Origin of the sequence: Salinisphaera japonica YTM-1, from assembly GCF_003788585.1 — a bacterium.
In the GTDB taxonomy this organism is placed as follows: domain Bacteria; phylum Pseudomonadota; class Gammaproteobacteria; order Nevskiales; family Salinisphaeraceae; genus Salinisphaera; species Salinisphaera japonica.
Genome location: NZ_AYKG01000001.1, coordinates 54,406 through 68,222, shown reverse-complemented (window position 1 = coordinate 68,222; position 13,817 = coordinate 54,406). Strand labels below are relative to the sequence as shown.

Genomic DNA, 13,817 nt, shown 5'->3' with positions numbered 1-13,817 from the left:
ATGAGCGGGGCGTATTGTGCGACAGGCAGCCGCTGTTGCCTATGTCTGGCGCCTCGATGATCGCCAGCTCAGCCGGCGGCGGCCGTCTCGGCGGGTTGTTCTGGCGTAACCGCCGCCAGGGCCGCGTCCAGCACGTCAAGCCCGGCACCGGCCTGGTTGCCCTGCTCGGATAGCGTCCGTCGCCATCGACGCCCGCCCGGCTGGCCGTGAAACAGGCCCAGCATATGATGCGTGATATCGCGTAGCGCGCCACCGGCGGCCAGGTGATCAGCGATATAGCCGCGCATGGCCGCCACCGCCTCATGACGCGTCACGCGCGGCGTGGCCGTGCCGAAGAACTGTCTGTCGACATCGGCCATGATGTAGGGGTTCTTGTAAGCCTCGCGCCCGATCATCACACCGTCGACATGAACCAGCTGTGCCTGGCTGGCCGCCAGATCGACGAAGCCACCGTTGATGCTGATGGGCAGGTCGGGGAAATCCGCAGCCAGGCGGTGCACCCGCGCATAGTCCAGCGGCGGAATATCCCGGTTTTCCTTGGGCGACAGGCCCGACAGCCAGGCCTTGCGCGCATGCACGATCAGGCGCTGGGCGCCGGCGGCATGTATCCGGTGCGTGAAATCAGCCAGGAACCCATAGCTGTCCTGGTGATCGATACCGATTCGTGTCTTGACCGTGACCGGAATATCTACCGCTGCCTTCATCGCCGCCACGCAATCGGCAACCAGCGCGGGCTCGGCCATCAGGCAGGCCCCAAAAGCGCCGTTCTGAACCCGATCCGACGGGCAGCCGACATTGATATTGACCTCATCAAACCCGGCCTGTTCGGCCAGCCTGGCGCAATGGGCCATCTCGCCGGGCTCGGAACCGCCCAGCTGCAGGGCGATGGGATGCTCGTCGGGATGAAACCGCAGAAAGCGCTCGGTATCGCCGTGGATCAGCGCCTTGGTCGTGACCATTTCGGTGTACAGCAGCGCATGGCGGGTCAGCCGGCGCATGAAATAGCGCTGTGCCGGCGTTGTCCAGGCCATCATCGGCGCGACCGACAGGCGGGCACCGGCGGGAATATCGCGTTGCGTGGCGTGTAAGCTCATCGCCGTATTATCGCATCGCGCAGCTTTGGATTCAGCCGTGCGCTGGCCCGGGCAAGGCGTCACAATAGGCGTGTTTTTTCCCGGCCGTGTTGTCTATGTATTCGTTGCTTCGCCCCGCGCTGTTTGCCATGGACGCCGAGCGGGCACACGAGCGAACGCTGGCGCTGGCTGATCGGGCGCGCCCGGTGACGCATGCGCTTTACGGGACGCGCGTGGCGGCCTGCCCGGTGTCCGTGATGGGGCTTGAGCTGGCCAATCCGGTTGGTCTTGCAGCAGGCCTGGACAAGAACGCGGCCCATATCGATGGCCTGGCCGCGATGGGGTTCGGCTTCATCGAAGTCGGCACGGTCACGCCGGTGCCGCAGCCCGGCAACGACCGGCCGCGGCTGTTTCGCCTGCCCGAGCAGCGCGCGCTGCTCAATCGTTTCGGCTTCAACAACGCCGGGGCGACGGCGCTGGTCAAGAACGTGGCTGGAGCGCGCTACGACGGCCTGATCGGCATCAATATCGGCAAGAACAAGGCCACGCCGCCCGAACGTGCGGTCAGCGATTACACCACGGCGTTGTCGATGGTCTATGACCAGGCACACTACGTGACGATCAATATCTCGTCGCCCAATACCGCCGGCCTGCGTGACTGGCAGGCCGGCGATGCACTGGACAGCCTGCTGGGCGCGATCGTCGCCGAGCGCAACCGGCTGTGCGAGACCCGCAAGCGCTACGTCCCGCTGGCGGTCAAGATTGCTCCGGATCTGGACGCCGCCGGCCTGGATGCCATCGTGGCCCGGCTGCGCCGACACGCCATCGACGGCGTGATTGCGACCAACACCACGACCGCGCGCGACGGATTGGCGCTGCGCTGGCGCGATGAGGCCGGCGGCGTATCCGGCCGCCCGGTGCGCGAGGCCTCGAACAAGGTGATCGCCGCGCTTTATGAGCGCCTGGGAGACGATATCCCGATCATCGGCGTGGGCGGCATCATGAGCGGGGCCGACGCCGCGGCCAAGATCGCCGCCGGCGCCCGCGCGGTACAGCTCTATACCGGGCTCATCTATCGCGGCCCAGGCCTGGTGGGCGAGGCCGCCCAGGCCATCGCGGCGCGTGACGCCTCGCATCAAAAGAAGACGGTCGGCAAATGAGACGACGATAATCCGCGGATTGAAAGCGGATAACAGAAGAGAAGATTGGAAAGACAAGCGTGAAAGCTGTCGTCCGGCATGGCGACAAAGCGTTGATTTCCAATACCCGCCTTGTTTCTCGATCGGTCTGTAACGCTTCGGGCACAGCGTTACGTCATCTATCCGCCTGCGAACCTTCCTCTTTTCATCTGCGTACATCGGCGTCAATCTGCGGATAACCGCCTGTATTCATTTGCGCATATTCGCGTTCATTCGCGGACAATTTTTTCGACCGGCCATCAATCGTCGACCGGGCGCACGCGCAAAAGCTGGGCACGGAAGAGTGCGTCAATGAAATCCAGCGATTCGGCCAGCCGGTGGCCGTCGGCCACGAGATGCAGGCGGGCACGACGGCGTTTGGCAAAGGCAAGGCTGGACGCCAGCGGCACGATATCGTCGTCCCAGCCGTGCACGATTTCGGTATCGCGCGGGCAGCCGGCCGGATCCCCGGGGTAGCCGTCCATATACAGTGCGGGTGCCATGAGAAACAGGGCGGTCGGGTTGAGCCGGGCGGCCGCCATCGCGCTCACATAACCGCCCATGGACGAGCCGACCAGCACCAGCGGCGTGCCCTGTGGATTATGGGCCAACAGCCTGTCGAGACGCGCGGCCGGATCATCCTCACCTTGATAATCGATCGAGGCCACGCGATAGCCGAGCGCTTCGGCGCTTTTGGCCAGCCGTGTGATCTTTGACCCCCACGGCCCGCTTTCCTTGCCGTGTGAGAAGACGACGGCCGGCTGCATATAGTGATCGGACATCGCGGTGCTTGGGCTTGATAAAAATTTGCGTCTACTATGCCAGCTGCTGTCATTAAGTGGCCGGGAGCCTGTTTGACTGTTCTGCGCGTGTTCAACCGTCTTATCGCGGGGCTGGCGCTGGTGGCCACGCTGATCGGCGGGGCGCTGTGTCTGGCCGCGGGCATCGGCCACGCCGGGCCGGGTGCGGATCCATCCGGTTGGGACGATATCGTCACCGCGACCGAGTTGGGTCTGGTGGTGTTCTTGATCGCTTTGGGTGCAAGCTGGCTGTTCGAGCGCAGACACCCGGCACTCTGGGCCGGCGAGGCCACGTTGCTGCTGGCGGTGATTGCGTCCCTAATCTACGGCCTGGTACTTCGTTGATGCAGTCTTTACCCGATCCGTCGCCGATGCGCTGGCAGCCGCGGCGCTTCAAATCGGCCATCGTGGTGCTCGCGGTGGGCATCGTCTGGCTTGCCAGCTGCTGGACCGCGCCCTGGTGGGTCGCGATTGTCGGCACCGTGCCGGGGGTCGTGCTCATCGCGACCGGGTCCGGGCAGTTCCTCTACGCCGGCGATCGACAGCTGCTTTATCACATGGCTCTGACCGGCCCGGTGAGTGCACTGCTCGCGCTGATCGTTGGCTATTGGGTGGGCTGGCTGGTGTTTGTCGTCCTTCTGGCCGGCGGGATCGCGACGTATCTGATCGCGGGCTGGGCGCTGCGGGTACAGCATCCGGTGCCACCGGGCATCGAGCCGCCAACCCGCAAACTGGCACTGATCAACAAGGTGGCCGGCGATGGCGCCTTGCTGGGTTTTTTCGTCAACTGTGCCCGTGTCCCGCGCGGCAAGGCCGTGAACCAGGATGTGGCCGAGCTGCGCGCCTGGGGCGATCTGGCCGCGCGCGACGGCTGGCTGGAGCGGCCGGCCGCGATGCACGCCACCCCGCGTGTCTTTGGCGAAGCCCCGCGTATCAAGCACGCCAAGACGGCCGGGGTGGCGTATGAATGGCTGACCGCACCTTCAGCCTATGCCCCGGAGACCGCTTGGCCCGGCGCGACACGCTGGGCCGATCACAAGGCCAATCGCCTGATGCGTGCCCGCGTGGTACGCAGCGACAAAACCGCCGGCCAGCCCTGGCTGCTCTGCGTACACGGCTACCGCATGGGGCATGGGGCGATCGATTTTCAGCTGTTCGACGTGCCCAAGCTGCATGGCCGCATGGGCATGAACCTGATGATGCCGATTCTGCCGCTACACGGGCCGCGACGCGCCACGTTTCTGACCGGTGGGCGGTTTCTCGACGGCCCGCTGGGTGATCTGGTGCATGCCCAGGCCCAGGCGCTGTGTGATCTGCGCAGCTGTATCGCCTGGATTCGCGAGCAGGATCCAGACGCTCGGATCGGCGTGCTGGGTTATTCGCTGGGCGGCTATCACGCCGCGCTGTTGTCCTGCTTCGAGCCGGATCTGGCCTGCGTGATCGCCGGTATCCCGATGACCGATATCCCGGCCACGCTGTGGCAACACTTGCCCACCGCGCACGCCGACTATCTGGAGGCATGTGGCTTGTCGGTGGATTCGGTCAACGCGCGCATGGGCGCGGTCTCGCCGCTGGCCATGCCGTGCCGGGTGCCGCGCGAGCGGCGCTATATTTTTGCCGCCACGGCCGATCAGCTGATCTCGCCCGAGCAGCCGTCGGCGCTCTGGCGTCACTGGGATGAATGTCATATGCAATGGTATGACGGCTCGCATCTGTCGGTTCGACACGAGCAAAACGTCGTGCCGTTCATCGACCGCGCGCTGCGTGAAACCGGCATGAGCGCTTGATCGCGCTATTGTCGGTCCGAGAGGGCCGGGCCAGAATGACGCCCGCACAAGAATTAGCCGAACGAGGAGCATCAGCGTGAATCAAGTCGTACTGTCGGCCACAGGGCTGTACAACCCGCCCGAGTCGATATCCAACGAAGAGCTCGTGGTCTCGTTCAACGCTTATGTCGATCGTTACAACGCGGCACACGCCGACGAGATCGCAGCCGGGCAGAAGGCACCGCTGTCGCATTCGAACGCCGAATTCATCACCAAGGCGTCGGGTATCGAATCCCGCTATGTGGTGGACAAGGCCGGGATCCTGGATCCGGACGTCATGCACCCGCAGATTAGAACGCGCGGCAACGACGAGCCGTCGATCCAGTGCGAGATGGCCCTGGCCGCAATCGACGATTGTCTGAAAAGCGCGGGGCGGCGCGCCGATGAAGTCGATGCGATCCTCGTGGCCTGTTCCAATCTGCCGCGGCCGTATCCGGCATTGGCGGTCGAGGTGCAGGAATATCTCGGCGGTGGGGCGTTCGGTTTCGATCTGAACGTGGCCTGTGCCTCGGCGGCCTTCGGTATCCAGACCGGCGCCGACATGATCCGCGCCGGTACCGCGCGGCGCGTGCTGATGGTCAACCCGGAAATCTGTACCGCGCACCTGAATTTTCGGGATCGCGACAGTCATTTCATCTTCGGTGACGTATGTACCGCTGCACTGCTCGAACACGCCGATGACGTGCGGCCCGGGCAGGGCTTTGACGTGCTGGGCACGCATCTGCAGACGAAGTTCTCGAACAATATCCGTAACAACTTCGGCTTCTTGAACCGCTCGGAAACCGAGACCCGCAGCGACGCCGACCGGCTGTTCGTCCAGAACGGGCGGCGCGTATTCAAGGACGTAGGCCCGATGGTCGCCGAGATGATCATCGATCACCTGGCCGAGCACGGCCTGGCCGCCGAGGATGTCAGGCGGCTGTGGCTGCATCAGGCCAATATCAACATGAACACGCTGATCGCCAAACGCGTACTGGGTCGCAGCGCCGAAAGCCACGAACTGCCGGGCGTGTTTGCCGAGTATGGCAACACCAGTTCGGCCTCTCCGGTCATCGTGCTGCACAAGTACGCCGCCGATCTGGCCGCCGGCGAGATCGGCGTGATGGCCGGCTTCGGCGCCGGCTACTCGGCCGGCAGCGTGATCTTGAAGCGTCGGTAACGCCAGTCTTTCAAACCCTTCGACAGAGCATGCTATGACGGATCAGCCGCAGCGACAGTACCGGCTGGACTACCGGCCGCCGGCCTATCTCGTGGATACGGTAGCCCTGGATTTCGATATTCAGGAGAACAACACGCAGGTCACCGCACAGCTCGCGGTGGCGCGTAATGTGGCCGGGCCGGCGGGGCCCTGGCGCCTGGACGGGCGCGGCATGCGCCTGGTGCGTGTCGCGATCGACGGCGCCGATCTGGCCCACGATGCCTACGAGCTGACCGATACCGCTCTCTGGCTCGATAATCTGCCGTCTGTCTTCGAGCTGACGATCGTGACCGAGCTTGACCCGGAAACGAATCTGTCGCTGGAAGGGCTGTATCGCTCGGGCGCGATTCTTTGCACCCAGTGCGAGGCCACCGGGTTTTCTCGTATCACGTATTTCCCTGACCGCCCCGATGTGATGGCACGCTTCACCACGCGCATAGAGGCCGATGCCGCGCGCTACCCGGTGCTGTTATCCAACGGCAACTGCACACAAGCCGGCATGGCCCAGCCGGGGCGTCATTACGCGATCTACGAGGATCCGTTCGCCAAGCCCTGTTATCTGTTCGCACTGGTCGCCGGTGATCTGGGCGTGATTCGTGATACCTATACGACCGCCAGCGGACGCGAGGTCGCGCTGGCCGTATTCACCGAGCACGGCAACGAGCCCCAGTGTCATCACGCGCTCGATGCGCTCAAGAAAGCCATGGCCTGGGACGAGGCCACCTACGACCTGGAATACGATCTCGATCAGTTCTTCATCGTGGCCGTGGGCAGCTTCAACATGGGGGCGATGGAGAACAAGGGCCTGAACATCTTCAATACGGCCTGTGTTTTCGCCCATCCGGAAACCGCCACCGACGGCGATTTCGCGCGCGTGCGCGATGTCGTGGCCCACGAGTATTTTCATAACTACACCGGTAATCGCGTGACCTGTCGCGACTGGTTCCAGCTGTCCTTGAAAGAGGGCCTGACGGTCTACCGTGAACATCAGTTCGCCATTGATCACGGCTCGCCCGGGGTCACTCGTATCGAACAGGTGCGCATGATCCGGGATATCCAATTCCCCGAGGACGGCGGCCCGCGTGCCCACCCGGTTCGCCCGGACTCGTATATCGAGATGAACAACTTCTACACCATCACGGTGTATGAAAAAGGCGCCGAGTTGATCCGCATGATCGCGCAGATGGCCGGGCGCGAGGCGTTCACCGACGCGGTCAAGCACTATCTGCACAAGCACGACGGCCAGGCCGTGACGATCGAGGATTTCGTCGTGGCCATGGAAGAAACCACAGGCCTGGATCTGGCCCAGTTCCGGCACTGGTACAGCCATGCCGGCACGCCGCGTGTGGCTATCAGCCAGCAGCACGAGAACAACACGCTGACGCTGACGTTGTCACAGAGCACGCCGGCCACGCCCGGCCAGCCCAACAAGCCGGTCTTTGATATCCCGATCAGCCTGGCCGTATTCGACACGGCCGGCAGCCAGCAGGTGCCCCCGCAGCTCGTGCGGCTGAACCACGCTCGAAAAAAGATCGTGTACAAGGACGTGCCCGAGCCGGCCGTCGTCTCGGCACTGCGCGGGCTCAGCGCCCCGGTCAAACTGACCCAGGACACGACAGAGCGCGATCTGGTGTGTCTCATGGCCCACGACAGTGACCCGGTCTCGCGCTGGGATGCGGCCCAGTCGCTCTACATGACGCATCTGCTGGCTTGTGTCGACGCCATTCGGGCGGATCATGCATTGCCTGGCTTGGGCGATGGGCTAAGTCAGGCCATTACCCGACTACTGGCTGACTGGCCTGCCGATCGCGCGCTGCTGGCCGAAATGCTCACCCTGCCGAGCACCATACAGATCGGTGAAGCCTTCGAGCGGATCGACGTGGCGGCCATCGACGGCGCGCGTCGGGCCGTTAGACAACAGATCGGCAGCCGTTTTGAAGAAGAACTGACGGCCCTGGCCACTGCCCATGCCCCGCGCAGCACTTATGTCTTCGACCAGGACGCGGCCGGGCGCCGCGCGGTCTTCGCGCTGGCCCTGGGCTATCTGGCAGAAACCGGCGTCGAGGGTATCGAGGCCTGGTGCCGAACGGTCTATGACGAGGCCGACAACATGACGGATCGCATGGCAGCACTGGGTGCGTTGCAGTACTGCCCCGGGGCAACACGCGACCGGTTGCTGGGTGATTTTGCCCGGCGTTTCGCCAACGAGCCGCTGGTGATGGACAAATGGCTGCGGCTGCAGGTCAGCGCGCCGGATATCGATGCCGTGGCCCAGGCCCGGGCTTTATTGCAGGACCCGGCTTTCGATTTCACCAACCCGAACCGACTGCGCGCGCTGCTCGGCGGACTCGTGCGGGGCAATGCGCCTGCTTTTCATCGTGCTGACGGGGCCGGGTATGCGTTGCTGGTCGATGAAATCCTGCGTATCGATGCCTTCAACCCACAGATGGCGGCCGCGCTGGCCGGCTTGATCGCCCCGTGGCAACGCTACGACGCGCGTTATGGCCAGGGCATGCGCGCCGGGCTATCACGTCTGGACGGCGCCGAGCTATCCGATAACACACGAGAGATCGTGGCCAGCGGACTGGCCGATGCGCCCAATTGATGCTGTCACGGATGTGTCACACAAATTTCATAAGGTTCGACATCGAGTGGTTTGACGCAGATAGCCATTACCGTCATGCAACAGAAACATGTGCTGATCGTCGAAGACGAAGCCCCGATCCGGGATATGATCCGCTTCGCCCTGGAGCGCGCTGATTTCAGCGTAGCCGAAGCCGAAGACGCCCAGTCCGCGCGGCTGGCGATAGCCGATCATCTGCCGGATCTGGTCCTGTTGGACTGGATGCTCCCGGGTATGTCCGGGGCCGAACTGGCCCGGGAGTGGCGCCGTGACGAGCTGACCCAGAACGTGGCCATCATCATGGTGACGGCGCGCGTGGATGAAGACGATCGCGTGCGCGGGCTCAACATCGGCGCCGATGATTACGTCACCAAGCCGTTTTCATCTTCGGAGCTTATTGCCCGCGTGCGGGCCGTGTTACGGCGCAGCCTGCCCGGGGGCGAGGATGAATGTCTGGAGCTTGACGGCCTGTCGCTGGACGCCGCCAGCCAGCGGGTGAGCGCCGGGGCGGATGCCGTGCGCCTGGGGCCGACCGAGTATCGCCTGCTGCGGTTTTTCATGAGCAATCCCGAGCGCGTGTATTCTCGCGAGCAGATGCTCGATCGCGTGTGGGGCCAGAATGTCTACGTCGAAGAACGCACGGTCGATGTACATATCCGGCGCCTGCGCAAGGCCCTGGCGCCGCACGGTTTCGACAAATTCATTCAGACCGTGCGTGGCAGCGGCTATCGATTCTCCAGCAAGTCGCTATAAGCCAGTAACGCCGGGCCGTCGGAAATCACCCAGCGTGCGCCTCTCCAAGGATGACCCCGCATGATGAATGCCCCGGCCGGCGAAGTCCGCCGCACCTGGAGCCTGGCGCTCTTGCGTTTATCGGTATGGCTCGGGCTTTGGGCGATCATCGGTTTTTTCATCGGTCAGATCGCTTGGGCGCTGCTGGCAGGCCTGTCTATTTATACCGCCGGGCATCTGCTGTTTGCCTATCAGCTTCATCGATGGCTGGCCAAGCCACGAATCGAGCCGCGCGAAGGCCTGGGCGTATGGCAGGAGATCTATACCGAGCTCTATCGCCTGAAACAGCGTAACCGTCGTCGCAAACGCCGGCTCAAGGATATCGTCTCGGAATTTCAGGCCTCTACGGCGGCCTTGCCCGACGGCGCGGTGGTCATCGACGGGCGTGGTCGTATCGTCTGGTTTAATCAGGCCGCCGCCGTGATCCTGGCGTTGCGGGCCGGCCAGGATAACGGCCAACGCATCGTCAATCTCATTCGGCATCCGCGCTTCGGCGAGTTCATGGTCTCGGCTGCACTCGACGGCACGATGGCCGAGCTCGAGATCCCGGCACCGGCCAACGAGGCCAACACGGTGCTCTTGCGGATCGTGCCCTACGGCGACGGCCAGCGTTTATTGGTCGCCCGCGACGTGAGTGACCAGAAACGCCTGGAATCCACGCGGCGTGATTTCGTGGCCAACGCCTCGCACGAACTGCGCACCCCGCTGACCGTGCTGCGCGGGTATCTGGAAATCATGAACGAGGACGCCGGGGAGAGCGGGGCGCTTGCGGCCTGGCAACGCCCGCTTCGTGAGATGAGTGCCCAGTCCCAGCGCATGGGTCGTATCATCGACAGCCTGCTGCGCCTGGCCCGCCTGGAAGCCGAAGGCATGCATCAACGACAGGAAGCCATCGATATCGGTGAGATGATCCGGCAGGTGGTGGACGGTTTGAAACGCCACGAGGCACGGGATCATGTCTTCGAGCTGGATCTGCAGCCGGGGCTGAACCTCTATGGTCGCGCCAGCGAGTTGGAGAGCGTGATCGCCAACCTGGCGGCCAACGCGGCGCGTTATTCGCCGGCGGCGTCGACGATTCGAATTGCCTGGCAGGCCGAAGCAGGCGGGGCCTTGTTGTCGGTTGCAGACAACGGGCCGGGTATTGCCCCGGAGCATATCCCGCGGCTCACCGAACGGTTCTATCGCGTGGATAGTGGACGCAAGGCGAGCGATGGCGGCACCGGGCTGGGCCTGGCGATCGTCAAACACAGCCTGGAGCATCACGAGAGCGAGCTGATCATCGACAGCGAGCCGGGCGCCGGCTCGACGTTCAGCGCCCGCTTTCCACACAGCCGCCTGATCATCGAGGACGCGGCTTAGCTCGCAAGGGCGTCATACAGCTGTCATCAACGCATCACCGAACTGACATCTTTCATCGATAGCGTTGCGGCGGGTTTCGATCGTGTGCATGGCACATGAATCGAACCATTCATACCGCACTGAAAGGGTTAATCGATGAAACAGTGGTACGAGGGGAATATCGGCCGACGCCGTGGGCGCTTGGGCATGGCCGTGGCCGGGCTGATCGTTGGGGTCACAGCGGCTTATAGCCCGTCGGTGCTGGCGGCCGACGACCGGCTCATGCAGCTGATCAAGATCATGCGCGACAACGGCAGCATCAGCCAGTCTCAGTACGAGCAGCTGGCTGCCGCAAAAAACACGGCGCCGGCCAATCAACGCGACGACGCGCAGCCGGATCTTCAGGTCAACGAACAGCGCAGGCGCGGCGGCAATTCCGTTGTTCTACCCAACACGGCCACGAACCAGTTCGTGCCGCCAGAAAACGTGAAACGTCTGGTCGAGCGCGAAAAGAGTTTCGAAGACAAGATCAACGACAAGCTGGATACCTTTGACTGGGCCTCGAAGGTGCATCTCAGCGGTGACCTGCGGCTGCGCTACGAGTATGACGACGACAACGCGCGCGAGAACCTGGCCGGCAACAACGTGGGGCGCCATCGCGGGCGGCTGCGGTATCGCCTGGGGGTGATCACCGATCCGATCGACAAGCTGGAGATCGGCGGCGGCATCGCCAGTGGCGGCGACGACCCGCGCTCGACCAACCAGACCTTCGGCGATGATTTCAGCTCGAAACCGATCCGCCTGAACTATGCCTATGCCCAGTATCAGTTCACCGACTCGTTGGAGGCCGTGGGCGGGAAGTTCCGGTTCGGCGATTATCTGTGGCTGACCGACGACCTCATCTGGGACGGTGATATCAATCCCGAAGGCGCCTCGGTGCATTACAGCTTTGAAGAACCCAACGGGGCCACCTTCGCCAACTCCGGCGTCTGGATCCTGCAAGAGTTCGCCGCCAACAGCAGTGACCCCTATCTTTACTACGGCCAGCTCGGCCAGCACGTACATGCCGGGAAATATTTCGCCAGCCTGGCCGGTTCCTACTACGGCTACCAGAACACCGCCCAGCCGGGCACGTTCGACCCGGATTACGCGGCCGGCACCAACACCACGAACCAGTTCCAGGTCGTGGACGTGGACGGCGAGGTGGGGGCCAGCTTCGGCGATCACGGCAAGGCGTCGATATTTTCCGAATACGTGCGCAACGTGCATTCGGGCATCAATGAAGACACCGGCTATGCCATCGGCAGCAAGCTGGCCTATGACAAGTTTGCCTTCAAGTACATCTTCGGTGATCTGGATGCCAACGTGGTGCCCGATGTTTTCCCCGACTCTGACCGTGACCACGGCGCAACCGACATGAAAGGCTCGGAGATCGAGATGGGCTATGCCTTGAACACGGCCATCGAGTTCAATCTGGATTACTACAACACCGAGCGGAAATCGCTCGATCAGGACGACCAGCTGGTCCAGGCCGATATCAACTTCCGTTTTTGACCGCCATGGGCCCGGTCGGCGGTGGCGACACCGCGCCGGGCCGGCGACGACCGATCGCGCGACCGGAGCAACGGCTTCGCACGAGGCTTGTAACGTGGTTGTCACAAAAACGACATACGCTCACACCAAGCAATCGCACTGGATGCGCCGGCCGACGGGTTCGTCGGCACGGTCGGGCATCCAGGCGGCTGTCACCCGTGTGTCACAGCTTGGCACTAACGTGATCGGGCGAACGAATCGGGGGCTTAGAGGCTGCCCGGGCATGACACCAAGGAGATATTCGTGAGAATCGATTTCAAGAACACATTGATCGCCGCGGCTGCCGTATTGTCGTTCACGACAAGCGCCGGCGCGGCCGTTGACAAGATCAGCGGCGCGGGCGCGACCTTCCCGTACCCGGTCTATTCCAAGTGGGCGCAGGCCTACAACGAAAAGACAGGCGTACAGATGAACTACCAGGCCATCGGCTCCGGTGGTGGCATCAAGCAGATCAAGGCCAAAACGGTCGATTTCGGTGCCTCGGATGCGCCGCTCAAGAAAGAAGAGCTCGATCAGGCCGGCCTGATGCAGTTTCCCATGGTCATGGGCGGCGTGGTGCCGGTTGTCCGTATCGCCGGCGTGGATGCCGGCCAGCTCAAGCTCGATGGCAAGACCATGGGCGCGATTTATGCCGGCAAGATCACGAACTGGAACGACCCGGCCATCAAGAAGATGAACCCGGATCTCGACCTGCCGGACCAACAGATCACGGTCGTGCATCGCTCGGACGGCTCGGGCACGACCTGGATCTTCACCAGCTACCTGAGCAAGACCAGCGACGTCTGGGCCAACGGCCCGGGCCATGCCAAGGCCGTTGCCTGGCCGACCGGCGTGGGCGGCAAGGGCAATCAGGGGGTGGCCTCCTACGTGGATCGCATCAAGAACTCGATCGGCTATGTCGAATATGCCTATGCGCTGCAGAACGACATGACCTATGTGTCGCTGAAGAACAAGGACGGCAATGTCGTCGAGCCGACCTCGGCCAACTTCCAGGCCGCCGCCGCCAACGCCGATTGGGACAACGCGCCGGGCTTTTACGAGGTGTTGACCGATCAGCCGGGGGCCGACAGCTGGCCGATCACCGGTGCCAGTTTCATCCTGATGTACAAGGATGCCAAGAACCCGCAGGCGGCCCAGGCCGCACTGAAGTTCTTTGACTGGGCCTATGCCAACGGCGACGACATGGCCGATCAGCTCGACTATGTGCCGATGCCGGAAAACGTGGTCAAGCTGGTGCAGGACAAGTGGCACGAGCAGATCAAGGGCAAGAACGGTCAGGCGATCTGGCCGGTGAACAAATAAACTGACGATTCAAACGATCGTTCGACGGCCGGCATATGCCGGCCGTCTTGTACGAGCCCGAGCCTCTCGCGCGGGCTGGTACAAGACGGCTGCC

Annotated in this window: 11 protein-coding genes; 9 read left to right on the top strand and 2 right to left on the bottom strand. The window is 63.2% G+C overall.

The annotated features are described in order from the left end of the window. Positions 1-68 precede the first annotated feature (68 nt). Complete coding sequence (dusA, locus tag SAJA_RS00310; RefSeq protein ID WP_123656658.1) at positions 69-1,094, bottom strand: tRNA dihydrouridine(20/20a) synthase DusA; 1,026 nt, start codon at positions 1,092-1,094, stop codon at positions 69-71. A 95-nt stretch (positions 1,095-1,189) separates the two neighbouring features. On the opposite strand from dusA, the gene SAJA_RS00305 reads away from it, so the two are divergent. Continuing rightward, positions 1,190-2,233, top strand: a complete 1,044-nt coding sequence (locus tag SAJA_RS00305) for a quinone-dependent dihydroorotate dehydrogenase (protein WP_123656657.1) — start codon at positions 1,190-1,192, stop codon at positions 2,231-2,233. 278 nt (positions 2,234-2,511) lie between these two features. Here SAJA_RS00305 and SAJA_RS00300 read toward each other — a convergent pair whose 3' ends face one another. Further along, a complete protein-coding gene (locus SAJA_RS00300) occupies positions 2,512-3,033 on the bottom strand; it encodes an alpha/beta fold hydrolase (RefSeq protein ID WP_245963180.1) in 522 nt (173 codons plus the stop codon). A gap of 72 nt (positions 3,034-3,105) precedes the next feature. On the opposite strand from SAJA_RS00300, the gene SAJA_RS00295 reads away from it, so the two are divergent. The 8 genes from SAJA_RS00295 to pstS all read left to right on the top strand — a co-directional run bounded on the left by SAJA_RS00295 (position 3,106) and on the right by pstS (position 13,723). Continuing rightward, a complete protein-coding gene (locus SAJA_RS00295; RefSeq protein WP_123656656.1) occupies positions 3,106-3,396 on the top strand; it encodes a hypothetical protein in 291 nt (96 codons plus the stop codon). A 26-nt stretch (positions 3,397-3,422) separates the two neighbouring features. Then, positions 3,423-4,838 carry an alpha/beta hydrolase family protein gene (locus tag SAJA_RS00290; protein ID WP_123656655.1) on the top strand — a complete coding sequence of 472 codons (1,416 nt, stop codon included), beginning with the start codon at positions 3,423-3,425 and terminating at the stop codon, positions 4,836-4,838. A 76-nt stretch (positions 4,839-4,914) separates the two neighbouring features. Next, entirely contained in the window at positions 4,915-6,036 is a 1,122-nt protein-coding gene (locus SAJA_RS00285; protein WP_123656654.1) for a beta-ketoacyl-ACP synthase III, read from the top strand. Between the two features lie 34 nt (positions 6,037-6,070). Further along, entirely contained in the window at positions 6,071-8,680 is a 2,610-nt protein-coding gene (pepN, locus tag SAJA_RS00280; protein ID WP_123656653.1) for an aminopeptidase N, read from the top strand. 75 nt (positions 8,681-8,755) lie between these two features. Beyond that, the gene (gene phoB, locus SAJA_RS00275; protein WP_123656652.1) at positions 8,756-9,451 is read left to right on the top strand and encodes a phosphate regulon transcriptional regulator PhoB; all 696 of its coding nucleotides are present in this window, start codon (positions 8,756-8,758) and stop codon (positions 9,449-9,451) included. Between the two features lie 60 nt (positions 9,452-9,511). After that, the gene (gene phoR / locus SAJA_RS00270; protein WP_123656651.1) at positions 9,512-10,849 is read left to right on the top strand and encodes a phosphate regulon sensor histidine kinase PhoR; all 1,338 of its coding nucleotides are present in this window, start codon (positions 9,512-9,514) and stop codon (positions 10,847-10,849) included. 135 nt (positions 10,850-10,984) lie between these two features. Next, complete coding sequence (locus SAJA_RS00265; protein ID WP_123656650.1) at positions 10,985-12,382, top strand: putative porin; 1,398 nt, start codon at positions 10,985-10,987, stop codon at positions 12,380-12,382. A gap of 282 nt (positions 12,383-12,664) precedes the next feature. Next, complete coding sequence (pstS, locus tag SAJA_RS00260) at positions 12,665-13,723, top strand: phosphate ABC transporter substrate-binding protein PstS (RefSeq protein ID WP_123656649.1); 1,059 nt, start codon at positions 12,665-12,667, stop codon at positions 13,721-13,723. Positions 13,724-13,817 lie beyond the last annotated feature (94 nt).